At 69.5% G+C, this 24229-nt stretch carries 23 protein-coding genes and 1 tRNA gene; 1 reads left to right on the top strand and 23 read right to left on the bottom strand.

The genetic code is table 11. The annotated features are described in order from the left end of the window. Positions 1–31: 31 nt before the first annotated feature. The 20 genes from RBJ65_RS05730 to RBJ65_RS05635 form a co-directional block, all read right to left on the bottom strand. Positions 32–853: a F0F1 ATP synthase subunit delta gene (locus tag RBJ65_RS05730; protein WP_306321841.1), complete on the bottom strand. Its 822-nt coding sequence runs from the start codon at positions 851–853 to the stop codon at positions 32–34. Continuing rightward, entirely contained in the window at positions 850–1398 is a 549-nt protein-coding gene (locus tag RBJ65_RS05725; RefSeq protein ID WP_306321842.1) for a F0F1 ATP synthase subunit B, read from the bottom strand. Before RBJ65_RS05725 ends, RBJ65_RS05730 begins: the two co-directional genes overlap by 4 nt. Positions 1399–1439: 41 nt before the next feature. After that, on the bottom strand, positions 1440–1679 hold the full coding sequence (atpE, locus tag RBJ65_RS05720) for an ATP synthase F0 subunit C (RefSeq protein ID WP_306321843.1): 240 nt from the start codon (positions 1677–1679) through the stop codon (positions 1440–1442). Between the two features lie 77 nt (positions 1680–1756). Further along, positions 1757–2527: a F0F1 ATP synthase subunit A gene (gene atpB / locus RBJ65_RS05715; RefSeq protein WP_306321907.1), complete on the bottom strand. Its 771-nt coding sequence runs from the start codon at positions 2525–2527 to the stop codon at positions 1757–1759. 273 nt (positions 2528–2800) lie between these two features. Beyond that, entirely contained in the window at positions 2801–3259 is a 459-nt protein-coding gene (locus RBJ65_RS05710) for a hypothetical protein (RefSeq protein WP_306321844.1), read from the bottom strand. A gap of 271 nt (positions 3260–3530) precedes the next feature. Further along, entirely contained in the window at positions 3531–4865 is a 1335-nt protein-coding gene (locus RBJ65_RS05705) for an MraY family glycosyltransferase (RefSeq protein WP_306321845.1), read from the bottom strand. 161 nt (positions 4866–5026) lie between these two features. Beyond that, on the bottom strand, positions 5027–6268 hold the full coding sequence (gene glyA / locus RBJ65_RS05700) for a serine hydroxymethyltransferase (protein ID WP_306321846.1): 1242 nt from the start codon (positions 6266–6268) through the stop codon (positions 5027–5029). Positions 6269–6425: 157 nt separating this feature from the next. Beyond that, complete coding sequence (locus RBJ65_RS05695; RefSeq protein WP_306321847.1) at positions 6426–7088, bottom strand: protein-tyrosine-phosphatase; 663 nt, start codon at positions 7086–7088, stop codon at positions 6426–6428. Then, complete coding sequence (locus tag RBJ65_RS05690; RefSeq protein ID WP_306321848.1) at positions 7085–7732, bottom strand: L-threonylcarbamoyladenylate synthase; 648 nt, start codon at positions 7730–7732, stop codon at positions 7085–7087. The genes RBJ65_RS05695 and RBJ65_RS05690 overlap by 4 nt, the downstream gene beginning before the upstream one ends. 116 nt (positions 7733–7848) lie before the next feature. Then, positions 7849–8694, bottom strand: coding sequence for a peptide chain release factor N(5)-glutamine methyltransferase (prmC, locus tag RBJ65_RS05685; protein WP_306321849.1), 846 nt, complete (start codon positions 8692–8694; stop codon positions 7849–7851). Between the two features lie 76 nt (positions 8695–8770). After that, positions 8771–9847, bottom strand: coding sequence for a peptide chain release factor 1 (gene prfA / locus RBJ65_RS05680; protein ID WP_306321850.1), 1077 nt, complete (start codon positions 9845–9847; stop codon positions 8771–8773). 105 nt (positions 9848–9952) lie between these two features. Further along, positions 9953–10177, bottom strand: coding sequence for a 50S ribosomal protein L31 (gene rpmE, locus RBJ65_RS05675; protein WP_055696813.1), 225 nt, complete (start codon positions 10175–10177; stop codon positions 9953–9955). A gap of 144 nt (positions 10178–10321) precedes the next feature. Then, complete coding sequence (locus tag RBJ65_RS05670) at positions 10322–11425, bottom strand: LCP family protein (protein ID WP_306321851.1); 1104 nt, start codon at positions 11423–11425, stop codon at positions 10322–10324. 351 nt (positions 11426–11776) lie between these two features. Beyond that, entirely contained in the window at positions 11777–13861 is a 2085-nt protein-coding gene (rho, locus tag RBJ65_RS05665; protein ID WP_306321852.1) for a transcription termination factor Rho, read from the bottom strand. A gap of 378 nt (positions 13862–14239) precedes the next feature. Then, positions 14240–15166, bottom strand: a complete 927-nt coding sequence (gene thrB, locus RBJ65_RS05660; protein ID WP_306321853.1) for a homoserine kinase — start codon at positions 15164–15166, stop codon at positions 14240–14242. Positions 15167–15491: 325 nt separating this feature from the next. Then, the gene (gene thrC / locus RBJ65_RS05655) at positions 15492–16550 is read right to left on the bottom strand and encodes a threonine synthase (protein ID WP_306321908.1); all 1059 of its coding nucleotides are present in this window, start codon (positions 16548–16550) and stop codon (positions 15492–15494) included. A 14-nt stretch (positions 16551–16564) separates the two neighbouring features. Then, positions 16565–17857 (bottom strand): homoserine dehydrogenase, encoded by a 1293-nt coding sequence (locus RBJ65_RS05650; RefSeq protein ID WP_306321854.1) that lies wholly within the window; start codon positions 17855–17857, stop codon positions 16565–16567. 114 nt (positions 17858–17971) lie between these two features. Further along, complete coding sequence (gene lysA, locus RBJ65_RS05645; RefSeq protein WP_306321855.1) at positions 17972–19366, bottom strand: diaminopimelate decarboxylase; 1395 nt, start codon at positions 19364–19366, stop codon at positions 17972–17974. 27 nt (positions 19367–19393) lie between these two features. Further along, the gene (nrtL, locus tag RBJ65_RS05640; RefSeq protein WP_306321856.1) at positions 19394–20461 is read right to left on the bottom strand and encodes an ArgS-related anticodon-binding protein NrtL; all 1068 of its coding nucleotides are present in this window, start codon (positions 20459–20461) and stop codon (positions 19394–19396) included. A gap of 90 nt (positions 20462–20551) precedes the next feature. Then, entirely contained in the window at positions 20552–21076 is a 525-nt protein-coding gene (locus RBJ65_RS05635) for a response regulator (protein WP_372341381.1), read from the bottom strand. Positions 21077–21190: 114 nt separating this feature from the next. On the opposite strand from RBJ65_RS05635, the gene RBJ65_RS05630 reads away from it, so the two are divergent. Next, positions 21191–21262: transfer RNA gene (locus RBJ65_RS05630), tRNA-Arg, on the top strand. Positions 21263–21340: 78 nt separating this feature from the next. Here RBJ65_RS05630 and RBJ65_RS05625 read toward each other — a convergent pair. Genes RBJ65_RS05625 through RBJ65_RS05615 form a run of 3 tightly spaced genes read right to left on the bottom strand, consistent with a single transcriptional unit; the run spans position 21341 to position 24226 of the window. Next, entirely contained in the window at positions 21341–21802 is a 462-nt protein-coding gene (locus RBJ65_RS05625; protein WP_306321858.1) for a MaoC family dehydratase, read from the bottom strand. A 12-nt stretch (positions 21803–21814) separates the two neighbouring features. After that, positions 21815–23329: an o-succinylbenzoate--CoA ligase gene (menE, locus tag RBJ65_RS05620; protein WP_306321859.1), complete on the bottom strand. Its 1515-nt coding sequence runs from the start codon at positions 23327–23329 to the stop codon at positions 21815–21817. Positions 23330–23350: 21 nt separating this feature from the next. Continuing rightward, positions 23351–24226: an amidohydrolase family protein gene (locus RBJ65_RS05615; protein WP_306321860.1), complete on the bottom strand. Its 876-nt coding sequence runs from the start codon at positions 24224–24226 to the stop codon at positions 23351–23353. Positions 24227–24229 lie beyond the last annotated feature (3 nt).

Genomic DNA, 24229 nt, shown 5'->3' with positions numbered 1-24229 from the left:
GCCGTAGTCGTACGTGTTGAGGTTGTCGCGGTCAGCTCGCCATGCGGCGGCTGGCCTCCTCGATGCGGTCCGCGATGGAGCCGTTGATGACCTCGTCGCCCACCTGCACCTTGATCCCGCCGAGGACCTCGGGGTCCACGTCCAGGTTCAGGTGCATCTGGCGGCCGTAGAGCTTCGCCAGGGACGCGCCCAGGCGCCGCTTCTGCGCGTCGCTCAGCGGGACCGCGGTGGTGACGACCGCCACCATGCGCTCGCGACGCTCGGCGGCGAGCTTGGAGAGGGACTCGAGTCCCGCTTCCAGGCTACGTCCACGCGGCGCGGTCACAAGGCGCCCGACGATCCGCTCGGTGGTGGGCTTGGCCCGGCCGTCGAGCAGCTGCTTCACGAGCTCGCCCTTGGCCTGGCTCGATGCCGACTTGTCGGTCAGCGCGGCGCGCAGCTGCGGGTTCGAGCCGACGATCCGGTCGAACCGGAACAGCTCGTCCTCGACGTCGTCGAGGTCACCGGACTTCTGCGCCGCGGTCAGGTCCGCGGTGTTGGCCAGCTCCTCCAGGGAGTCGACCAGGTCGCGCGATGCCGACCACCGGGAGCGGACCAGGCCGGACACCAGGTCGACGGTCTCGCCGCCGACCTGGCCGCCGAGCAGCCGGCTCGCGAGCTCGGCCTTGGCCTCGCCGGCCTGCGCCGGGTCGGTCAGGACCCGCCGCAGGCTGACCTCGCGGTGCAGCAGCGCGGTCACCGAGGCCAGGTCGCCGGCGAGCGCCTTGGCGTCGACCGACGTGTTGTCGGTCAGCGCGTCCAGACGCTCACGCGCGGCGACCAGCGCCTCGCGGCTCGCTCCGTGGGCGGTCATCGTGCAGCCTCTGCCTTCTCTTCGAGCTCGTCGAGGAAGCGGTCGATCGTGCGCGACTGCCGGGCGGCGTCCTCGAGGGACTCGCCGACGAGCTTGCCGGCCAGGTCGGTGGCGAGGGTGCCCACGTCCTGACGCAGCGCCTGCGCGGCGGCCTTGCGGTCGGCCTCGATCTGCGAGTGGCCGGCGGCGATGATCTCCTCACGCTGCCGCTGGCCTTCCGTGCGCATCTCGGCGATGAGCGCGGCACCCTGCTCCTGCGCCTCCTGGCGCAGCCGCGCGGCCTCGTGCCGGGCCTCGGCGAGCTGAGCCTTGTACTGCTCGAGCACGCTCTGGGCCTCGGTGCGGAGGGCTTCGGCCTCCTCGATACCGCCCTCGATCTTCGCGTGGCGCTCTTCCAGCGTCTGGTTGATACGCGGAAGGAGCTTCTTGGCGAAGACGAAGAAGACGATGGCGAAGGCAAGGGTGCCGATGAGCAGCTCGGGGCCGGGCGGGACAAGCGGGTTCTGCTTCTCCTCGGCCGCGAGTGCAACCAGGTTGGCGATCACATCAGTGCCTTTCGTCGAAAGTGTCAGTCAGTAAGCGGTGATTACTGACCGAACACGAACGGCATAACGATGCCGATCAGGGCGAGCGCCTCACAGAAGGCGAAGCCGAGGATCTGGTTGGCGCGGATCAGGCCGGCAGCCTCGGGCTGGCGGGCGAGGGCCTGGGTGCCGTTACCGAAGACGATGCCGACGCCGATGCCGGGGCCGATGGCGGCGAGACCGTAGCCGATGGAACCGAGGGAGCCGGAAACGCCAGCGGCGAGTTCGATGGTCGCGGACATGCCGTTACTTCCTTTTCTTTACGAACCGGTGGCGGTTGGTCACCGGACGACTTTGGGGTGGTTGGGCGGGGTGGGGCTCAGTGGTGCTCGGCGAGAGCGCCCTGAATGTACGTGCAGGCCAGGAGGACGAAGACGTACGCCTGGACGGCCTGAACGAAAAGCTCGAAGAGGATCATCGCGATCGTCATCACGAAGGAGACGCCCGCGGCCGGGATCATCCAGCTGTTCAGCAGGTACCAGGAGGCGACGGTGAACATCACCAGCATCAGGTGACCCGCGAACATGTTCGCGAAGAGTCGGACCGCGTGTGTGAACGGGCGGACCAGCAGGTTCGAGAAGAACTCGATGAACGAGACCAGCCACTTGATCGGCCCGAGCGACGGGTCGTAGCCGGTGATGTTCTTCCAACCACCCACGAAGCCATGGCGCTTGAAGGTCAGCGGCACCCAGATCAAGTAGACGATGGCGGCCAGGATCGCCGGGTACGCGATGACCGACGAGACCGGGAACTGGGCCAGCGGGATGACCGACCAGATGTTCATGATCCAGATGAAGAAGAACAGCGAGACCATGATCGGTACATACTTCTCGCCCTCCTTCTTGCCCAGCGTCTCGTAGACGACGTTGCGGCGAACGAAGTCGTAGCCGGCCTCGCCGATCATCTGGATCTTCCCGGGCACGACCTTCGAGCGGCCGAACGCGAAGTAGAAGAAGACGCAGACGACGAGCGTGGTGAGCAGGGCGAGCAGCATCACCTTGTTGAAGTAGAACCAGCCAAAGTCGGCGATCGGTTCGAACAGGAAGGAGTGCAGGCCCGGCGCCGGGAAGCCGCATCCGTTGTCGGACATGATCCGACAGCTCCAGTCAAAGGCGAGCTGGGTCGTGTCAGCACTCACCGCGGGCTCCTTCGGCGTGACGCATAAGTACGGCAACCTCGTTGTGTCGTTGCGGCGCGAGGCCGCGGATCGGCACCGGTCTGGTGATTCGGGTGTGGGGGCGGCGGGCAGGCAGTGAGCCTCGCGATCGTGCAGGCGTCAGCTCTCGTGCCCGCGCCAGCGATGCCGCAGTTGGCACCGGACGATAGCAGCCCGCCGAACGGACGCTTATCCCGGCCCTACCTCTCACGACGACGACCCGGTCTTCTCGGCCTTCTCACTGGTCCCGGTCCCCTTGGAACCGGGCGCCGCCTCGGGATCGATATAGAAAACCTTGGCCTTCATGTGCGCGCGGGCCTGAGCCGCCATCCACACGACGGTCGAGACGACCAGAGCGACGGCGAAGGTCTTGGGGTTGAAAAGAGTCGTGTCCTTGAAGATGGCCACGAAGATCATGAGCAGCAGCAGCTGGGCGACGTAGAGCATCAGCCCCATCGCCTGGAACAGCTGCGGAAGCGATTTTGCCGTGCGGATCAGCACGAGCTGCCCGAGGCCCATGAAGGCGATCACGACCAGAGCACCGACCAGCGCACCGATGGCCCCCTTGCCCCCCGCAACCACACCACTGATCACCGCGGCAATCACGCCCGCGGCGGCGGTGGGTACGACGGTTTGAAGAAGGGTCCGTGCGTCATTGGACGGCATGGCGGCAACTCCGCTTACTGGTGTGGGGCAGGTGTCGTCATGGACGAGCGTAGTCCGGGGACTCGGGGGAACGATTCGGGCCAAATGACCGTCGCACTAAGGCCTTTCGACCTCTTCCCCGGCTTCGTGAACGGTATCACAAACTATTTGATGCGGTCTTTACCTAGAAGGTGTGCCAACCGTCACACGTGAGAGGGATTCTGCGCGTCTGTGCGCCCGCCCGGTCAACATGTCTGGTATTGGGCCCATTTCGGGCACCGCGCTCGTCCCGTCAACGGGGCGTTCCCGCCTTACGCCGATCCGTGAAGCGCGAACGGGCGCCGATCGCCGTCGCTCCGTTGACTCCCGCGGGGATCCGGTCGCGGTCCGGTTCGCCGTCGTCGGAGCGCTCAGCGGACTCCTCCGCGGCCGCGGACTCGGCGCCCGCCGTGGCCGGGCGCCGGTAGCGCGGGGGCACCAAGTGCTGGGCCCAGCGCGGCGCGTGCGGAGTGAAGCGCGGCAGCAGGAGCAGCACGAGGCCGACGAAGCTCAGCGCCACGATCGTGAGCATCACCCACATCCCGGACGCGGAGTGCACCGAGTACGCGACCGCGCCGAAGGCGATGAGGCCCGACCAGAAGTACATGATCAGCACCGCGCGGGAGTGCGAGTGGCCGATCTCCAGGAGCCGGTGGTGCAGGTGCCCGCGGTCCGCGGCGAACGGCGACTGGCCGTTCCAGGTGCGGCGCACGATCGCGAGGACGAGGTCGGCGAACGGGATCGCGATGATCGTCAGCGGCATCAGCAGCGGAATGAAGACCGGGAGCATCGCGTGCGTGGTGTCACGGGTCGAGCCGCCGAGGTTCAGCCGCAGCGCGTCCGGGTCGACCTGACCGGTGATCGAGATCGCGCCGGCCGCGAGGACGAGGCCGATGAGCATGGAGCCCGAGTCGCCCATGAAGATCCTGGCCGGATGGATGTTGTGCGGCAGGAAGCCCAGACACATGCCCATCAGGATCGCCGCGAACAGCGTTGCGGGGGCCGCCGATTCGATGCCGTAGCCGTACCAGATCCGGTACGCGTACAGGAAGAACGCGCAGGCGGCGATGCACACCATGCCGGCCGCGAGGCCGTCGAGGCCGTCCACGAAGTTGACGGCGTTGATGGTGATGACGACGAGGGCGACGGTCAGCAGCGTGCCCTGCCACTGGGTCAGGGAGACCGTCCCGACGCCCGGGATCGGCAGCCACAGGATCGTCAGGCCCTGCATCACCATCACGCCCGCGGCGATCATCTGGCCGCCGAGCTTGATGAGGGCGTCGATCTCGAACTTGTCGTCCAGAACGCCGATCAGCCAGATGAGAGCGGCCCCGGAGAGCAGCGCCCTCGGCTCGTTCGACGACTCGAAGACCTTGTCCAGATTCGTCAGGTGATCGGCGACGAGCAGGCCCGCGCACAGGCCGAAGAACATCGCGATACCGCCGAGCCGCGGCGTGGGTTCACGGTGCACGTCACGTGCCCGGATTTCCGGCATGGCGCCGGCCACGATCGCGAACTTCCGCACCGGGCCTGTGAGCAGATAGGTCACCGCGGCCGTGATGCAGAGCGTCAGCAGGTATTCACGCACGGGCTTCCCCACAGGTATCGCTGGCCATCTCAGCCCCACACCCTAGCTTCGCGTGCTTAGGGCTGGGGACTTCCGGGTAGCGACGATGGTTGCACGGGTGACGGTTCCCGGGACGTACCTGGTGCGGCGCAAGTGGTGTCTTGTTGGCCACCTACCCCGTTCTACGCGGGGTACGGGGGGAATCTTCCAGCCAAATCGCGTACTTCCTCGCGGGCCTCACGGGCGTCGAGCACGCCTCGTACGACACCCGACAGGAGCACCGCGATGTGGGCCATCTCCACTTCACCCATGCCCTGAGTGGTGACGGCGGCGGTGCCGAGGCGCAGTCCGCGGCCGTCCTCGTACGGGAGCGCGCATGTGTCGAGGATCATTCCCGCGGAGGCGAGCCGGCCGCGGGCGACCGGGCCCTCGACGCCGAGGGGGGCCGGGTCGAGGTTGATGAGGTGGGTGTCGGTGCCGCCGGTGGTGACGCCGAAGCCCTCCGCGGCGAGCGCGGCCGCGAGCAGGCGCGCGTTGGCGACGACCTGGTGGGCGTACGCGGTGAAGGCGGGGCGCGCGGCCTCGCCGAACGCGGCGGCCTTCGCGGCGATCGTGTGCATCTGGGCGCCGCCCTGGGTGAAGGGGAAGACGGCGCGGTCGACGCGGTCGGACAGTTCGGCGGAGCACAGCAGCATGCCGCCGCGCGGGCCGCGCAGCACCTTGTGCGTGGTGGCGCAGACGATGTCGGCGTACGGGACCGGGTTCGGGGCCGCTCCCCCGGCGACCAGGCCGATGGGGTGGGCGGCGTCGGCGATGAGGTGGGCGCCGACGTCGTCGGCGATGTCGCGGAAGGCGGCGTAGTCGATGTGCCGGGGGTACGAGATCGAGCCGCACACGATGGCCTTCGGCCGGTGCGCGCGGGCGGTCTGCCGCACCTCCTCGTAGTCGATGAGCCCGGTCTCCGGGTCGACTCCGTACGGTACGAAGTCGAACCAGCGGCCCGAGAAGTTGGCGGGTGAGCCGTGGGTGAGGTGGCCGCCGGCCGGGAGGCCCATGGCGAGCACGGTGTCGCCGGGCTTGAGCAGTACCGCGTACGCTGCGAGGACGGCCGAAGAGCCGCTGTGCGCCTGTACGTTGGCGTGTTCGGCGCCGAAGAGGGCCTTCGCCCGGTCGACGGCGAGGCGTTCGGCGGCGTCGACGAGTTCGCAGCCGCCGTGGTGGCGGGCGCCGGGGTAGCCCTCCGCGTACTTGTTGGCGAGGGGGGAGCCGAGGGCGGTGAGGACCGCGGGGGACGTGAAGTTCTCCGCGGCGATGAGCTGGAGCGAGTCCGACTGGCGGGCGGTCTCGCCCAGGAGGATCTCGGCCAGTTCGGGGTCTTGCCGCTGTAGCTCCGCTATGGGGGCGGGTTCTGTGGTGACCGGCATTGTCGGCTCCGGGGCCTCGCGTGGGGTGAGGTGGGTGCCTTCCAATGTAGATCCGTGAAGTTGCGCCCGCCCGGGCTCACGCCCCGGGGCTCCGCCCCTGCCCCCGCGCCTCAATCGCCGGCGAGGCTTGATCTGCTCCCGGGCCCCGGGGCGGGGGTTACTTGTGGACGCCTGTGAGGGCTGTGACCACTGGGTCGAGCGCCTCGTTGATCTCGCCGCCGACCGACTGGAAGAACGGGAGGGGCGCGCCGTACGGGTCGTAGACCTCGTCCGCCTCGACGGAGGGGGCCAGGAGCCAGCCGCGGAGGGCGGCGGCCGCGCGGACCAGGGAGCGGGCGCGTTCGACCACGCCGGACTCCAGGGGGTCCGGGAGCGTGGCGGGGTCTATGGCCTGCACGAGCCGCGTGAACTCCTTCAGCGTGAAGGTGCGCAGGCCCGCGCTGTGGCCCATGGAGATGACCTGGGCGCGGTGGTCGCGGGTGGCGGTCAGGACCAGGTCGGCCCTTATGACGTGGTCGTCGAGGAGCTCGCGGCCCACGAAGCCGGAGGCATCCGCGCCGAAGTCGGCCAGGACCGTTTCCGCATTGGTCTCCATGGGCGCGCCCTCGTGGCCCCACGTACCGGCGCTCTCCACCACGAGCCCGCCCGCGAGCGGCGCCCCGAGCCGGTCCGCGAGGGCGTGCCGGGTCAGCCGCTCGGTGATCGGCGAGCGGCACACATTGCCGGTGCTGACGTGGAGGATGCGGAAGGTGTCGCCGGGGAGGGCCGGCGTGCGTACGTACCCGTTGCCTATGCCACGCCCCGTCTCAGGGGCTGTCAATTCGCCACCTCGAGGTCGGGTACGACCTTGCGCAGCTCGTCCGCGGTCAGCGCGCCCTCGCGCAGCAGGACCGGGACCTTGCCGGTGACGTCGACGATGGAGGACGGGATGTTGCCGGGCGTCGGGCCGCCGTCCAGGTAGACGGAGACGGAGTCGCCGAGCATGTCCTGCGCGTCGTCACAGGTCTCCGGCGACGGGTGCCCGGTGAGGTTCGCGGAGGACAGGGCCATCGGGCCGACCTCCGTGAGCAGCTCGATGGCGACGGGGTGCAACGGCATCCGCACCGCGACGGTGCCGCGGGTGTTGCCGAGGTCCCACTGCAGCGACGGCTGGTGCTTGGCGACGAGCGTCAGGCCGCCCGGCCAGAACGCGTCGACCAGCTCCCAGGCCATCTCGGAGAAGTCCGTGACGAGCCCGTGCAGCGTGTTCGGCGAGGGGATGACGACGGGCGTCGGCATGTTGCGGCCGCGGCCCTTGGCCTCCAGGAGGTCACCGACCGCCTCGGGCGTGAAGGCGTCGGCGCCGATGCCGTACACGGTGTCGGTGGGCAGCACGACGAGCTCGCCGCGGCGGACCGCGGAGGCGGCTTCACGCAGACCGGTAGCGCGGTCGACTGCGTCGTTGGTGTCGTAACGCCGTGCCATCTAGCGGGCCTCCTGCTCTGCGTACTGCTGGAATTCGTAAAACTCGTAAAACTCGAGAAACGCTGAACCCGCTGAAAACTCTGCGGACTCTGAAAACTCGAAGAACAACGTGTCGGTCACGGCAGCGCCTTACGGGCCGTCGCGAACCTCGGTCGGTTGTTCAGGTCGGGGTGGTCGGCGGCGTCCGCCCAGCCCCGCTCCTCGGTGAAGATCCACGGCACCTGGCCGCCCTGGGTGTCCGCGTGCTCGATGACGACGATGCCGCCGGGGCGCAGCAGGCGGTGGGCGGTGCGCTCGATGCCGCGGATGAGGTCGAGGCCGTCCTCGCCGGAGAACAGGGCGAGGTCGGGGTCGTAATCGCGGGCCTCGGGGGCGACGTACTCCCACTCGGTGAGCGGGATGTACGGCGGATTGGAGATGACGAGGTCGACCTGGCCGTCGAGGTCCGGGAAGGCCGTGAGGGCGTCGCCCTGGCGCAGGTCGACCCTGGACCCCTCGACGTTCTTGCGCGTCCACTGGAGGGCGTCCTCGGACAGCTCCACGGCGTGCACGCGCGAGCGCGGGACCTCCTGGGCGAGCGCGAGCGCGATGGCGCCGGAGCCGGAGCACAGGTCGACGATGAGCGGCTCGACGACGTCCATCGCGCGGACGGCGTCTATGGCCCAGCCGACGACCGACTCGGTCTCGGGGCGCGGCACGAACACTCCGGGGCCCACCTGGAGTTCGAGGTAGCGGAAGTAGGCGCGCCCGGTGATGTGCTGGAGCGGCTCGCGGGCCTCGCGGCGCGCGGTCGCCTCCCAGTACCGGGCGTCGAAGTCCGCGTCCTTGACCATGTGCAGCTCGCCCCGCTTGACGCCGTGCACGAAGGCGGCGAGCTCCTCCGCGTCGTTGCGCGGCGAGGGCACGCCGGCGTCGGCCAGCCGCTGGGTGGCCTGGGCCACTTCCGCGAGCAGCAGGTTCACGCTGGTCCTCCGGGCTGAGCTGTTGAACGTCAGGGTCGTACGGTTCGTACGGTTCGTACGCGTCGTGCAGAGGGGCTTACGCGGCGGCCAGCTTGGCGGCCGAGTCCGCGTCGACGCACGCCTGGATCACGGCGTCGAGCTCGCCGTCGAGCACCTGGTCCAGGTTGTAGGCCTTGAAGCCCACGCGGTGGTCCGAGATGCGGTTCTCCGGGAAGTTGTACGTACGGATCTTCTCGGAGCGGTCGACGGTGCGGACCTGGCTGCGGCGGGCGTCGGCGGCGTTCTTCTCCGCTTCCTCCTGAGCCGCTGCGAGGAGCCTGGAGCGCAGGATACGCATCGCCTGCTCCTTGTTCTGCAGCTGGCTCTTCTCGTTCTGGCAGGAAGCGACGACGCCGGTGGGGATGTGCGTAATGCGGACGGCTGAGTCGGTCGTGTTGACGGACTGCCCACCGGGTCCTGACGAGCGGTACACGTCGATGCGCAGATCGTTCGCGTGGATCTCGACGTCGACCTCCTCCGCCTCGGGCGTGACCAGCACGCCTGCGGCCGAGGTGTGGATGCGGCCCTGCGACTCGGTCGACGGCACGCGCTGCACGCGGTGCACGCCGCCCTCGTACTTGAGGCGGGCCCACACGCCGTTGCCGGGCTCGGTCGCGCCGTTCCCGCCCTTGGTCTTCACGGCGACCTGGACGTCCTTGTAGCCGCCCAGCTCGGACTCGGTGGAGTCGATGATCTCGGTCTTCCAGCCGATGCGCTCCGCGTAGCGCAGGTACATGCGCAGCAGGTCGCCCGCGAACAGCGCGGACTCGTCGCCGCCTGCGCCGGCCTTGATCTCGAGGATCACGTCCTTGTCGTCGGACGGGTCGCGGGGTACAAGGAGCAGCCGCAGCTTCTCGGTGATCTCCTCGCGCTGCGCTTCCAGGTCCTTGACCTCGGCCGCGAAGTCCGGGTCGTCGGCGGCGAGTTCCTTCGCCGCCTCGATGTCGTCCCCGGTCTGCTTCCAGGAGCGGTACGTGGCGACGATCGGGGTCAGCTCGGCGTAGCGCTTGTTGAGCTTGCGCGCGTTGGCCTGGTCGGCGTGGACCGAGGGGTCCGCGAGCTTCTGCTCCAGATCGGCGTGCTCACCGATCAGTTCCTCGACGGCCTCGAACATCTCCGGCTCCTGCAGTTACGGGTTCGAAAGGGGGCTGCACCGCAAAGCGCCGGTCCCCGTGCCCCTGCGAAAACAGGGGCACCGCGGACCGGCGCTGGAGCTTCGCTACTTCTTGGCGGAGCCGGCAGCCTTGCCGAAGCGGGCCTCGAAGCGGGCCACACGGCCACCGGTGTCGAGGATCTTCTGCTTGCCCGTGTAGAACGGGTGGCACTCGGAGCAGACCTCGGCACGGACGGTGCCGGACGAGATGGTGCTACGGGTGGTGAACGACGCGCCGCAGGTGCAAGAGACCTGCGTCTCGACGTACTCGGGGTGGATGTCGCGCTTCAAGGTGTCTCCTAGGTTCATGGAGGGCGCCGGGTCGCTGACGCGGGATGCGGGAGCGTGAACCGGGGCCGACGTACCAGTCTGCCAGGACAGGCCGTATCCCCCAAAACCGGGGAGGGTCCGGAACTATTCCCGGACCGGTCCCGGCTACTTCACGACGCTGCCGGCGCTGCCCTTCGCGGAGTCCGCGGTGGCCGACTTCGGGATGGTCCGGTCGTGCTTGAGGGCCTTCCAGACCTTGTCCGCGTTGGTCTCGTCCAGCAGGACGCGGTTGGCGTCGTTCGGGTCGTACTTCACCGGCAGCGTCGTCATGTTCATGTCGCCGGAGCCGATGCCCTTGAGCCCGTTCGCGAACGAGGTCAGGTCCTTCACCGAGGCCAGCTGCGAGTCCGTCGTCACCGTCTTCGTGGCGGTGTTCGCGAGCGCGTACAGCTTGCTCGGGTTGGTGAAGACGCCGACGTTCTTGATCTGGTCCATCAGGGCCTTCATGAACGCCTGCTGCAGCTGGATGCGGCCCAGGTCGCTGCCGTCGCCGACGCCGTGCCTGGTGCGCACGAGGCCGAGCGACTGCTCGCCGGTGAGGGTGTGCGTGCCGGCGGACAGGTTCAGGTGGCTGTCGGGGTCGTTGATCGCCTTCGTGGTGGTGACCTCGACGCCCCCGAGGTCGTCGATCAGCTGCTGGAACCCGGCGAAGTCGACCTCTACGTAGTGGTCCATGCGAATCCCGCTCATCGACTCGACGGTCTTCACGGCGCAGGCCGCGCCGCCCGTCGAGTACGCGGAGTTGAACATGGCGTCCTGCTGGGCCGGGTACTCGTTGCCGTCCTTGTCGGTGCACGAGGGCCGGTCGATCAGCGTGTCCCGGGGTATGGAGACGACGCTGGCCTTCTTGTGGCCCTTGTAGATGTGCACGACCATCGCGGTGTCCGAGCGCGCGGAGCCCTCGTCGGAGCCGCCGCCCACCTTCTCGTTCTTGCCCTCACGGGAGTCCGAGCCGAGGACGAGGATGTCCTGCGAGCCGTTGTCCACGTTCTGCGGCCGGTCGGTGCCCAGCTGCGAGTTGATATCGACGCTCTTGATGTTGCCGTTGAGCTGGAAGTAGACGTAGCCAAGGCCGGTGCCGCCAAGGACGACGACGCCCGCGGCACTCCACGCCGCGGCACGCAGCGCCTTGCTGCGCCCGCTGCGCGGCTTGCGGCGGCTGCCCTTGGCGCTGCGGTGGCGCCCGGGCTTGCTGTCACGGTCCGGCATAGCTCCTCGCAGGTTCGTCTGCCTCTTCGGCTGCTTCTACAGGTGTGGTCCGCCTGGATTCACTCGGTGTGACGGCGGACCGCCATGAAGGGTTGCACAGACGACTGTGCGCACTCCGGCCACACGACACGACGGAGCGTAGTGGGGCCAATGGCCTGTACCCCTCTCACCTGCGCTTTCGTATCCATGTGCCGCATGCTTCACAGAAGGCACAGATCCTTATACATGTGGTGAAGGTCTCCGAACGCCGAGTACCCGGAAACGGCCCGACCAGCGCGGATCGCGCAGGGAAAAGGGCTGGGCCCCGCCGCGTGGTGCGGCGGGGCCCAGCCCTTCGATCCCTACGGAACGTCAGTCGTTGCCGTTGCCCGGCGTCGGCGTCGTCTTCTGGATCTGCAGCAGGAACTCCGCGTTGGACTTCGTCTGCTTCATCTTGTCGAGCAGCAGCTCGATCGCCTGCTGCTGGTCGAGCGCGTGCAGCACGCGACGCAGCTTCCAGGTGATCGCCAGCTCGTCGCTGCCGAGCAGGATCTCTTCCTTACGGGTGCCGGACGCGTCCACGTCCACCGCCGGGAAGATGCGCTTGTCGGCGAGCTTGCGGTCGAGCTTGAGCTCGGCGTTGCCGGTGCCCTTGAACTCCTCGAAGATCACCTCGTCCATGCGGGACCCGGTGTCGACGAGCGCGGTGGCGAGGATGGTCAGCGAGCCGCCGTCCTCGATGTTGCGCGCGGCGCCGAAGAAGCGCTTCGGGGGGTACAGGGCGGTCGAGTCGACACCACCGGACAGGATGCGGCCTGAGGCCGGGGCGGCGAGGTTGTACGCGCGGCCCAGGCGGGTGATCGAGTCGAGCAGCACGACGACGTCGTGGCCCAGCTCCACGAGGCGCTTGGCGCGCTCGATGGCGAGCTCGGCGACCGTGGTGTGGTCCTCGGCGGGGCGGTCGAAGGTCGAGGAGATGACCTCGCCCTTCACCGACCGCTGCATGTCGGTGACCTCTTCCGGACGCTCGTCGACGAGGACGACCATCAGGTGGCACTCGGGGTTGTTGTGCGTGATCGCGTTGGCGATCGCCTGCATGATCATGGTCTTGCCGGTCTTCGGCGGGGCCACGATCAGACCGCGCTGGCCCTTACCGATGGGCGAGACGAGGTCGATGATGCGGGTCGTGAGCACACCCGGGTCGGTCTCCAGGCGGAGCCGGTCCTGCGGGTACAGCGGCGTCAGCTTGTTGAACTCCGGCCGCCCGCGCCCGGATTCGGGCGCCATGCCGTTGACGGAGTCGAGGCGGACGAGCGCGTTGAACTTCTCGCGGCGCTCCCCCTCCTTCGGCTGCCGCACGGCGCCGGTGACGTGGTCGCCCTTGCGCAGGCCGTTCTTGCGGACCTGGGCCAGCGAGACGTAGACGTCATTGGGACCCGGCAGGTAGCCCGACGTACGGATGAAGGCGTAGTTGTCGAGGATGTCGAGGATGCCCGCGACGGGGATCAGGACGTCGTCCTCGGAGATCTGCGGCTCATTGCCGAAGTCCTCGCGCCCGCGACGGCCACGGCGGTCGCGGTAACGGCCCCGGCGCCCGCGGCGGCCGCCGCCGTCGTCGTCGTAGCCGTCGTCCTGCTGGTTGTTCCGGCCGCCGCCCTGCTGGTTGTTCCGGCCGCCGCCCTGGTTGTTGCCGCCCTGGTCGTCGCCCTTGCCGCCGCGGCGGTCACGGTCGCGGCCACCACGGTTGCCCTGGCGGTCCCGGTCGCGGTCGCGGTCACGGTCACGACGGTCGCGACGGCCCTCGTGGTTGTTGCCGCCGTCCTGGCCGCCGTCGCCCTTGTTGCCGTCACCGCCGTCCTGCTGCTTGTCCTGCTGGCGGTCCTGCTTGTCCTGGCGGTCCTGCCGGGTGTCGGACTTGGCCTCGGCGGTGGCCGACTCGGGGCTGCCCGCGTCGGCGGTCGCCCGGCGGCGGCGACGCTCGCCGGCCGGCTGCTCGTCGCCCGCGCCCTGGCCGGGGATCTCGATCTGCTGCTGGGCGGTGGCCTTCTTCGCCTTGGCGTCGGCCGTCTCGGCCTGCTGCGCCTTCTCGGCCTTGGCCCCCGACTTGGCGGGCGCGGCGTCGGCCGTGGACTCCTCGCCGGTACGGGCCTTCGAGGTGGCCCGCCGCTTCGGCTTCGTCTCGGCGGCGTCGGCGCTCTTCGCCGGGGCGGCCTGGGAGTTGCCACCCCCGGACTGCGCCTCCTTGATGACCTCGATCAACTGGCTCTTGCGCATCCGCGCGGTGCCCTTGATTCCGAGGCCCGATGCGACCTGCTGCAGCTCGGCCAGCACCATGCCATCAAGGCCGGTACCGCGGCGCCGCCGGGCAGGCGTAGCAGAGGCTTCCCCTGCAGACGCGGCGGGCGCGGCAGCAGAGCTGTCGGCAGTCACGCCCATCAGATCGGTGGTGTCGCTCACGAAGGGTCCTTCCCTGGAGCGGACGTCGGCCTGTCTGGCTCGGCGACCGGTTGTGCTGTCCGGCGGTGGTCCTGCCTGTACGGACCGTGCCGGGGCGGTTGTCCGCCGCTGAGGCGGAAGAATTCGGTGGTGAAGGCGCTGCCCGATGGTTCACGCCTGTTCCGGAGCGTGCTCGCCACTCTTCAGTGCTGTGTCCCGACTGTCATGACAGATGAGAACGACGCACAGAATCGCTGGGGAGGCTCCCGGAAGAATGGTTGTCCCTGACGGGGACACACAGCACCTCGCCATGGTAGGGCCGGGTGCAGACTTGAGGTTAACACTACCGGATCCAACAAACATTCCCCCTCTCGTAATCCGGCAACCGGACGCATTTGATCAGACGCTGTGGGAGCCGAGCGGCAGCACGCTCGCTCCGTCGGCGTCGAGGGCGAGGCGGTTGGCCGCCCAGCCCTCTCCGGCAAGCCGGGCGACCTTGTCGGCCGTTTCTTCCTCCACCAGGGCGAGGACCGTCGGCCCCGCCCCGGAGATCATCGCGGGCACCCCGTCGGCCCGCAGCCGCTCCACCAGTGCGGCGCTCTCCGGCATCGCGGGCGCCCGGTACTCCTGGTGAATGCGGTCCTCGGTGGCCGGGAGCAGCAGCTCGGGGCGCCTGGTCAGGGCCTCGACGAGCAGGGCCGCCCGGCCCGCGTTGGCCGCGGCGTCCACGTGCGGGACGGTGCGCGGCAGCAGTCCTCGCGCCATTTCGGTGAGGACGGGCTTTCCGGGGACGAAAACCACCGGAACGATGGAACCGGCCGCGTCGAGACGGACCGCACGCCCCGCGCCGGTCTCCGTCCACGCGATGGTGAAGCCGCCGAGCAGGCAGGGGGCCACGTTGTCCGGGTGGCCCTCGATCTCGGTGGCGAGTTCGAGCAGCGCGGCGTCGTCGAGCCGGGCCTCGCCGCCTATCGTCACGGCGCGCGCGGCGACGACGGCCGACACGATCGCGGCGGACGAGGAGCCGAGGCCGCGGCCGTGCGGGATGCGGTTGGCGCAGACGATCTCCAGGCCGCGCGGCTGTCCGCCGAGGGCGTCGAAGGCCGTGCGCAGGGACCGTACGAGCAGGTGCGACTCGTCGCGCGGGAGGGTCTCGGAGCCCTCGCCCGCGATGTCGATGTGCAGCCCGGAGTCGGCGACCCTGACGACCACGTCGTCGTAGAGCCCCAGCGACAGGCCGAGCGAGTCGAAACCCGGGCCGAGATTGGCGCTGGTGGCGGGGACGCGCACCCTTACGGCGGCGGCGCGGAAAGCAGGACCGGCCATCGCTGGATGACTCTCCTTGAGCTGCGGGATGTTTCGAGAACGTCCGATGTCTTGTGATGCGTCGATGTTCTTGTGATGCGTGTGTCGACACCCGGGCCGCGAGAGACAAAACGGCGGCGGACCACGGCATATGCGGTGGGCGGGTTCGATACAGCCTATCGAAGGAAGGTTCAGTGGCGACATAGGGCGCACAGGAGGCGCACGATGCGTGTCGTAAGCCCCCCTGTGCACCCCCTGTCCACAAAAGCCCAGTTGACGAGGTGTCAGTGTCGCCTAAGTGTCCTGCGGTGTCGCGTGTTTCGGGCGAACCCCTCAGGCGAACCCCTCAGGCGAGCCCGAGACGCTCGGCGGCCGCGGCGGAGTCGACCGGGACGGTGACGGGCTGCGGGGCGCCTGCGACGGCCCAGTCCGGGTCCTTGAGGCCGTTGCCGGTGACGGTGCAGACGATCTTCTGCCCCTTGTCGACCTTGCCCTCCTCGGCGGCCTTCAGCAGACCGGCGACGGACGCGGCGGACGCGGGCTCCACGAAGACACCCTCCTGGGACGCCAACAGCTTGTAGGCGCGCAGGATCTCACGGTCCGTCACCTCGTCGATGGCGCCGCCCGAGTCGTCGCGCGCGGCGAGCGCGTGCTGCCACGAGGCGGGGTTGCCAATGCGAATCGCGGTGGCGATCGTCGACGGGTCCTTGACGACCTCGCCGCGCACGATCGGCGCGCTGCCGGAGGCCTGGAAGCCCCACATGCGCGGCGTACGGGACGACACCGAGTCGGCGGCGTACTCCTGATAGCCCTTCCAGTACGCCGTGATGTTGCCGGCGTTGCCGACGGGCAGCACATGGATGTCGGGGGCGTCGCCGAGGGCGTCCACGATCTCGAACGAGGCCGTCTTCTGGCCCTCGATGCGGTACGGGTTCACCGAGTTGACCAGCGCCACCGGGTAGTTCTCGGAGAGGGCGCGGGCGAGGTTGAGGCAGTCGTCGAAGTTGCCGTCGACCTGGAGGATCTTCGAGCCGTAGACGAGCGCCTGGCCCATCTTGCCCATGGCGATCTTGCCCTGCGGCACGAGCACGGCGCAGACCATGCCGGCGCGCACGGCGTACGCGGCGGCGGACGCCGAGGTGTTGCCGGTGGAGGCGCAGATGACGGCCTTCGCGCCCTCCTCCTTGGCCTTCGTGATGGCCATGGTCATGCCGCGGTCCTTGAACGAACCCGTCGGGTTCGCGCCCTCCACCTTCAGGTGGACCTCACAGCCCGTGCGCTCGGAGAGCACCTGCGCGGGTACGAGCGGCGTGCCGCCCTCGCGCAGTGTCACGACCGGCGTGGTGTCGGTCACCGGGAGCCGGTCCCGGTACTCCTCGATGATGCCGCGCCACTGGTGGGTCATTCCGGTCATCCCTGCTACTCCCCTTCAACACGCATGATGCTGGCGACACCGCGCACGGTGTCGAGCTGACGCAGCGCCTCCACGGTCCCGTTGAGGGCCGCGTCGGACGCGCGATGGGTGACGACGACGAGGGAGGCCTCGCCGTCCTTCCCCGACTGGCGCACGGTGTCGATGGAGACACCGTGCTCGGCGAAGACCGTCGCCACCTGCGCGAGAACGCCGGGCTTGTCGGCCACGTCGAGGCTGATGTGGTACCGCGTCACCACGTCGCCCATGGGCGATACGGGCAACTGCGTGTACGCGGATTCGCCGGGTCCCGTCGCGCCGCCCAGGCGGTTGCGGCAGACGGCGACGAGGTCGCCCAGTACGGCGGACGCGGTCGGCGAGCCGCCGGCGCCCGGACCGTAGAACATGAGCTGCCCCGCGGCCTCGGCCTCGACGAACACGGCGTTGTACGCGCCGCGCACGGAGGCCAGCGGGTGCGAGAGCGGAATCATCGCGGGGTGCACGCGCGCGGTGACGGACTGGCCGTCGGCGGCGCGCTCGCAGATGGCGAGCAGCTTGATGGTGCAGCCCATCTGCTTCGCGGAAGCGAAGTCGGCGGCGGTGACCTCGGTCATGCCCTCGCGGTACACGTCGTCGAGGCGTACGCGGGTGTGGAAGGCGATCCCGGCGAGGATGGCGGCCTTGGCGGCGGCGTCGAAGCCCTCGACGTCGGCGGTCGGGTCGGCCTCGGCGTATCCGAGGGCGGTGGCCTCGTCGAGCGCTTCCTGGTAGCCGGCACCGGTCGTGTCCATGGCGTCGAGGATGAAGTTCGTCGTGCCGTTGACGATGCCGAGGACGCGGTTGACCTTGTCCCCGGCCAGCGACTCGCGCAGCGGCCTGACCAGCGGAATCGCCCCGGCGACGGCGGCCTCGTAGTACAGGTCCTCGCCATTGTCGAGCGCCGCGGCGTGCAGCGCCTCGCCGTCCTGGGCGACGAGCGCCTTGTTGGCGGAGACGACGGAGGCGCCGTGCTCGAAGGCGGTGGTGATGAGGGTGCGAGCGGGCTCGATGCCACCAATCACCTCCACCACGACATCAATGTCCCCGCGTTTCACGAGCGCGGTGGCATCGGTGGTGACCAGCGCCGGGTCGATCCCCTCGCGCACCCGGGACGGCCGCCGCACGGCGACACCCGCGAGCTCGACGGGGGCACCGATCCGGTTGGCGAGGTCATCGGCGTGCGTCGTCATGATGCGCGCCACCTCTGAGCCGACAACCCCACAGCCCAGCAGCGCCACCTTCAGCGGACGCGTACGCATCATGCGACCTCGTTTCTCTACTACTACGTGTTTCTGCGTGTTTCTGCGGTGGGACCAGTCTCACCCACCGGACCGGGGATTCAGCCCACGGTCCGGATCGTGAGACGTAGATTTCATTTATCCGACGTCGAGACGCAGGAGATCTTCCTCCGTCTCGCGCCGGACGATCACCCGGGCCTCGCCGTCCCGGACGGCGACGACGGGCGGGCGAAGCGCGTGGTTGTAGTTGCTGGCCATGGACCGGCAGTACGCACCGGTGGCCGGCACGGCGATCAGATCCCCGGCGGCGACATCGGACGGCAGGAACGCGTCCTTGACCACGATGTCGCCACTCTCACAGTGCTTGCCGACGACACGGACGAGCATCGGCTCGGCGTCGGAGCGGCGGGAGACGAGGGCGACCGTGTACTCGGCGTCGTACAGCGCCGTACGGATGTTGTCGGACATGCCGCCGTCCACGGAGACGTAGGTCCGCAGTCCTTCGAGGGGCTTGACGGTGCCGACGGTGTACAGCGTGAACGCGGTCGGGCCGACGATGGCGCGCCCCGGCTCGACGGAGATACGCGGGGTCCGCAGGGAGGCCGCCTCGCACTCACGCGTCACGATCTCGTTCAGCGCCTTCGCGATCTCGTGCGGCTCGCGCGGGTCGTCGTCGCTCGTGTACGCGATGCCGAGGCCGCCACCGAGGTCGATCTCGGGAAGCTCGACGCCGTGCTCGTCGCGCACCTCGGCGAGCAGCCCGACGACGCGGCGCGCGGCGACCTCGAAGCCGGCCATGTCGAAGATCTGCGAGCCGATGTGCGAGTGGATCCCGATCAGCTCGATGCCGTCGAGCTTGAGGGCGCGCCGCACGGCTTCGGCGGCCTGCCCGTCGGCGAGCGCGATGCCGAACTTCTGGTCTTCGTGCGCGGTGGCGATGAACTCGTGGGTGTGCGCCTCGACGCCCACGGTGACGCGGATCTGTACGCGCTGCCGCTTGCCGAGGCCGTCGGCGATGTGGGCGACGCGCACGATCTCCTGGAAGGAGTCGAGAACGATGCGGCCGACGCCGACCTCGACGGCGCGGTGGATCTCTTCCTCGGTCTTGTTGTTGCCGTGGAAGGCGATGCGCTCGGCGGGCATCCCGGCGGAGAGCGCGGTGGCCAGCTCGCCCCCCGAGCACACATCGAGATTGAGCCCTTCCTCGTGCAGCCACCGCACGACGGCGCGGGACAGGAACGCCTTGCCGGCGTAGAAGACATCGGCGTCGGGCCCGAAGGCGTCGCGCCAGGCGGCGCACCTGGCCCTGAAGTCCGCCTCGTCGAGGAAGTACGCCGGGGTACCGAACTCCTCGGCGAGCCGGGCGACTTCGACGCCTCCGACGGAGACGGCGCCGTCGCCGGTACGGGCGACGGTCTGCGCCCACACCTTCGGGTCGAGGGTGTTGAGGTCGGCCGGCGGGGCGCTGGAGTAGTGGCCCTCGGGGAGCACATCGGCGTGACGGGGGCCTGCGGGGTGCGCGGAACGGCTCATGGCTGCGGGTCGCTCACTTCTTGTTCTTTAGACATGGGCGGGGGCGTCGATGCCGAGCAGGGTCAGGCCGCCTGCGAGCACCGTCCCGACGGCTTCGGCGAGCGCGAGCCGGGCGCGGTGGGCGGCCGAGGGTTTCTCTTCGCCTTGGGGCAGTACGTACGGGTGCAGGTCGGCGAGGAACGCGTCGGCGACGCCGACGAGGTGCCGGGCGAGCCGGTCGGGGGCGTGGTGCTCCGCGGCGGAGCGGAGGATGCGGGGGTGGTCCTCGAGGGCCGCGAGGAGGTCCCGGTACTCCTCTACGTCGCCGGGGGCGGCGTCGAATCCCAGCCGGGCGGCGTTGCGGGTCAGGGCGCGGGTGCGGGCGTGGGCGTACTGGACGCGGAAGAGCGGGTTGGACTCGCGCTGGGCGAGGTGCCGCTCGTCGACCCGGGGGTGGTCGTGTCCGGCGGGGTGGAGCAGGGCCCAGCGGGCGGCGTCCCGGCCGAGCGGGAGGGGGTCGGCGGGGGCGGGGACGGGGCGGAGGGTGACGTGCTCGGCGTCGGGGGCGTCACTTGTGTCCCTCCGGAGATCCGCCGTGACACCGAGGACATCGACCCACTCGGGGCGGGGCCGCTCCGCGCAACTGGTCCGCACGAGGGCGCCCTGGGACCGGAGGAGGTCGGCGACGACCTCCATGACCACGACGGCACGGACCTCGTGGGGGGCGTGCAGCCGGACGAGCCGCCCGGTATCGCCATCGGCATACCCGTACTGGTGCCCGGCGCGCAGGATCTCGGCGACGAGGGCGGCGGGCGCGGCCCCGGGTCCGGTCAAGCTGAAGTTGAGGAACCCGGGTCCGGTGACGGCGACGTCGGTGATGCCGGGGCTGTCGCCGAGCCGGCGCGACAGGATCTCGGCGACCTGCCGCGGGGGCCGGCCGGCGGGCCGGGCGAGCTGCAGCGCGACGTTCGTGGCGTAGTCGCCGCGCCCGCCGGGCCGCGACCGCTCGACGACGACCCGCTGCTCGGCCCCGCACACGGCCACGTCGAGCTCGCCGTCGTCGACCGCGCGGCGGACAGCGCGCAGGACGGTGCGGGAGAGCTCGGCGGGGGTCACGGGACAAGCGTATGGGAGGAGGGGGGTGGGTAGGCGAGCCGGTTTCCCCGAAGATCCGGGATACGGACGGGTGGGCGCCCGCCGGGACGGTCAGGCGTCGGCGGTCCTGGCGGCCGGCCCGGAGTCGTCCACGGCGCCCACGGTGTGCGCGACATTCGCCCTGGAGCCCCCGCCCGCACCGCCCGCCGAACGCCCCCGCTCGCTCAACTGCCGTACGACACGCACCAGTTCACCGGGTTCGAAGGGCTTGGCCAGGAACGCGTCGACCCCGACGTCGAGCCCGCTCTCGACCTCGTACTGGGTGCAGGCGCTGACGACGACGATGGGCAGCGACCTCGTACGGGCGTCGGCGCGGAGCCGGGCGGCGGTGCGGAGTCCGTCGAGGCGGGGCATGACGACGTCCAGCGTCACGACGTCGGGTCGCACCTGATCGATCACGTCCAAACATTCGGCACCATCGGCCGCGGTCACGACCTCGAAGCCCTCCAGCTCGAGGTTGACCCTGATCAGCTGCCGAATGACCTTGTTGTCGTCCACGACAAGGACTCGGCCGGACGCGCCTGGCACAACTCGAGAGTAGGTCGGCACCCACCACCGCGTCCGGGTTTTCCCCACTTCCGCCCCGTACAGGCGACCCGAACCCCACCGTTCCCCGCGCCATAACCCGTTCCTGGGAACCCCAAAGGAGCTGGTAGTGTTCTACCCGTCGCCACGCACCGCGCGGCGCACGCCCCCGTAGCTCAGGGGATAGAGCAACGGCCTCCGGAGCCGTGTGCGCAGGTTCGAATCCTGCCGGGGGCACCCTTTATGGAGTGCCTGAAGACCCCGTCGTAGCGGAGACGCTGCAGCGGGGTCTTTTTACGTGTCGCGGGGTGCCCCTCAGGCGTAGAAGCGGGAGACGCTTTGGAGGACGGCGGCGGGCTTCGGGGAGTTTTCGATTTCTATCGTGCCGTTCACCGTGATTTGGGCTCCTCCCCCGGCGACCTCCTCCACCGATTCCAGCGAAGCGTTGAGGCGGATGCGTGCGCCTGCCTTCACCGGGGCCGGGAAGCGGACCTTGTTCAGGCCGTAGTTGACCTTTGTGGTGACGCCCTGGACGTCGAGGAGGGCGGTGAAGAGGGGGATGAAGAGGGAGAGGGTCAGGTAGCCGTGGGCGATGGGGGCGCCGAAGGGGCCGGCGGCGGCGCGGGCCGGGTCCACGTGGATCCATTGGTGGTCGCCGGTGGCGTCGGCGAAGGTGTTGATGCGGTCCTGGGTGATCTCCAGCCAGTCGCTGGTGCCGAGGTCGGTGCCGGGGCTCAGCTTCTTGAGGTCGTCCAGGCCGTTCACGGTGAGGGGCATGGTTCGCTGTTCTCAACTTTCTTGTTGTGTCCGCGGGTTCGGGGTGCCGTAGCGGGTGCGGACCTGGGGTTTGAGGAGTTTGCCGGAGGCCGTGCGTGGGAGTTCGTCCGTCAGGAGCAGGGATTTGGGGATCTTGTAGCGGGCCAGGGTGCCGGTGAGGGAGGCGAGGAGTGCCTGGGGGTCGGGGGTCGTGCCCTCGCGTGGCACCACGACCGCCCGGGGGACCTCGCCCCATTTCTCGTCGGGGATCCCGATCACCGCGCACTCCGCCACATCGGGGTGGGCGAGGAGGGCGGACTCGAGCTCGGCGGGGTAGATGTTCTCGCCGCCCGAGATGATCATGTCCTTGAAGCGGTCGACGATGGTGACGTAGCCGTCGGCGTCCACGCGGGCCGCGTCGCCGGTGCGGAACCAGCCGTCCGTGAAGGCCTGTTGGGTCGCGTCCGGGAGGCCCCAGTAGCCGGGCATCACGTGTGGGCCGCGGACGAGGACTTCGCCGGTCTCGTCGACGTTCACCGGTGTCAGGTCCGGGCTCACCACCTGTACGTCGCTGAAGAAGTGCGGGACGCCCGCCGAGCCCGCCTTCGTCGTCGCGTGCTCCGCGTCCAGGAAGAGGGTGCCGGGGGACGCCTCCGTCATGCCGTAGCCCTGGAGGAAGGTGAGGCCGCGTTGCTGGTACGTCGCGATCAGCGGGGCGGGCACCGGGGCGCCGCCGCAGGTCAGGAGGCGGAGAGAGGAGAGGTCGGCGGTGGGCCAGGCGGGCTGGCGGGTGAGCAGGTCGAACATCGTCGGGACGCCGAACATGAAGGTGATCCGATGGCGGCGCACCAGGTCGAACGTCGCCGCCGGGTCGAAGGCCCCCACCAGCACGCACGCGCCGCCCTTCAGCAGCACGGGCAGCGTGAGCATGTTCAGGCCCGCCGTGTGGAAGAGGGGCGCCGAGACCAGGGCCACGTCGTCGGCGATCAGGTCGTGGTCGACGAGGACGTTGATCGCGTTCCAGGTCAGGTTGGCGTGGGTGAGCATGGCGCCCTTGGGGCGGCCCGTCGTGCCCGAGGTGTACATGATGAGGCAGATGTCGTCGGCCGACACCGACTCGTCCACCGGGTCGGCGGGGGACGTCGCGAGTAGGTCCTCGTACCCGTCTCCCTCCGCCTCGATCGTCACGGGGACGGAGAGGGCCGTCGCGGTTTCCGCGTTGCCCGTGTGCAGGAGGGTCTGTGCTCCCGAGTCCCGTATCTGGTAGGCGAGTTCGGACGTCGACAGGCGCGTGTTGAGCGGGACGAAGACCGCGCCCAGGGTGCCCGCCGCGAACAGCGTCTCCAGGTACGAGGGGTGGTTCGGGCCGAGGTACGCGATCCGGTCGCCGCGGCGCACGCCCCGTGCGCGCAGGGCGTGGGCGAGGCGGGTCGTGCGGGCGTGCAGATCGGCGTACGAGCAGGTCGTGCCGTTGTGGATCAGGGCGGTGCGGTGCGGGGTCTTGCGGGCTCGGCGGGCGGGCCAGGACCCCAGTCCCTCGTTGCGCATCCGGAACCTCCTGAGGGGTTGTCACGGCTTGGTCAGGCCGAGCAGGCGGGCCGCGTTCTCCTTGAGGATCTTCGGGCGGACTTCATCCTTGATCTGCAGCTTCGCGAAGTCCGAGAGCCAGCGGTCCGGCGTGAGGACCGGGTAGTCGGAGCCGAAGAGGACCTTGTCCTTGAGGAGCGTGTTCGCGTACTGGATCAGCTGGGGCGGGAAGTACTTCGGGGACCAGCCGGAGAGGTCGATGTGGACGCCGGGTTTGTGGGTGGCCACCGCCAGTGCCTCGTCCTGCCAGGGGAAGGACGGGTGCGCCAGGATGATCTTGAGGTGCGGGAAGTCGGCCGCCACGTCGTCCACATACAGGGGATTCGAGTACTTCAGGCGGATGCCGCCGCCACCGGGGACGCCCGCGCCGATGCCGGTCTGGCCGGTGTGGAAGAGGGCGATGGTGCCGGTTTCCTCGATCAGTTCGTAGAGGTCGTAGGCGAGCGCGCGGTCGTTGGGGAAGAAGGCCTGGATGGAGGGGTGGAATTTGAAGCCCTTCACTCCGTACTCCTCCACCAGGCGGCGGGCCTGCTTCACCCCGGCCCGGCCCCGGAACGGGTCGATGGAGGCGAAGGGGATGAGGGTGTCGGGGTGGGCTGCCGCCGCCTCCGCCACCTCCTCGTTCGGGACCGGCTCCGTGCCCGTCGCGGACTCGGCGTCGACCGTGAAGATCACGGCGGCCATGTTCCGCTCGCGGTAGTAGGCGGCCGTCTCCTCGAGCGTCGGCTTCCGATTGCCCTCGATCTTGAAGTACGTGGACGAGGCCGCGTGGAGGTCTTCGTCGAGGGAGGACTTTCCCTTGGACGAGACCTCCGCGTGGGTGTGGACGTCGATCGCCGTGAGGTCGTCGATGTTCATGTA

Source organism: Streptomyces sp. KL109B (assembly GCF_030766935.1).
Taxonomy (GTDB): domain Bacteria; phylum Actinomycetota; class Actinomycetes; order Streptomycetales; family Streptomycetaceae; genus Streptomyces.
Note: the sequence above shows the minus strand (reverse complement) of the source record. Positions and strands in the feature narration are given on the sequence as shown.

Bases quoted from the DNA above. Each gene is read 5' to 3' on its own strand.
- thrB (WP_306321853.1), bottom strand. From the start codon at position 15,166: ATGGCCGGTCCTGCTTTCCGCGCCGCCGCCGTAAGGGTGCGCGTCCCC.
- RBJ65_RS05730 (WP_306321841.1), bottom strand. From the start codon at position 853: ATGACCGCCCACGGAGCGAGCCGCGAGGCGCTGGTCGCCGCGCGTGAG.
- atpE (WP_306321843.1), bottom strand. From the start codon at position 1,679: ATGTCCGCGACCATCGAACTCGCCGCTGGCGTTTCCGGCTCCCTCGGT.
- RBJ65_RS05650 (WP_306321854.1), bottom strand. From the start codon at position 17,857: ATGATGCGTACGCGTCCGCTGAAGGTGGCGCTGCTGGGCTGTGGGGTT.
- RBJ65_RS05625 (WP_306321858.1), bottom strand. From the start codon at position 21,802: ATGCCCCTCACCGTGAACGGCCTGGACGACCTCAAGAAGCTGAGCCCC.
- RBJ65_RS05670 (WP_306321851.1), bottom strand. From the start codon at position 11,425: ATGCCGGACCGTGACAGCAAGCCCGGGCGCCACCGCAGCGCCAAGGGC.
- atpB (WP_306321907.1), bottom strand. From the start codon at position 2,527: ATGTCCGACAACGGATGCGGCTTCCCGGCGCCGGGCCTGCACTCCTTC.
- prfA (WP_306321850.1), bottom strand. From the start codon at position 9,847: ATGTTCGAGGCCGTCGAGGAACTGATCGGTGAGCACGCCGATCTGGAG.
- lysA (WP_306321855.1), bottom strand. From the start codon at position 19,366: ATGAGCCGTTCCGCGCACCCCGCAGGCCCCCGTCACGCCGATGTGCTC.
- glyA (WP_306321846.1), bottom strand. From the start codon at position 6,268: ATGCCGGTCACCACAGAACCCGCCCCCATAGCGGAGCTACAGCGGCAA.
- RBJ65_RS05710 (WP_306321844.1), bottom strand. From the start codon at position 3,259: ATGCCGTCCAATGACGCACGGACCCTTCTTCAAACCGTCGTACCCACC.
- RBJ65_RS05615 (WP_306321860.1), bottom strand. From the start codon at position 24,226: ATGAACATCGACGACCTCACGGCGATCGACGTCCACACCCACGCGGAG.
- menE (WP_306321859.1), bottom strand. From the start codon at position 23,329: ATGCGCAACGAGGGACTGGGGTCCTGGCCCGCCCGCCGAGCCCGCAAG.
- RBJ65_RS05690 (WP_306321848.1), bottom strand. From the start codon at position 7,732: ATGGCACGGCGTTACGACACCAACGACGCAGTCGACCGCGCTACCGGT.
- thrC (WP_306321908.1), bottom strand. From the start codon at position 16,550: ATGACCCACCAGTGGCGCGGCATCATCGAGGAGTACCGGGACCGGCTC.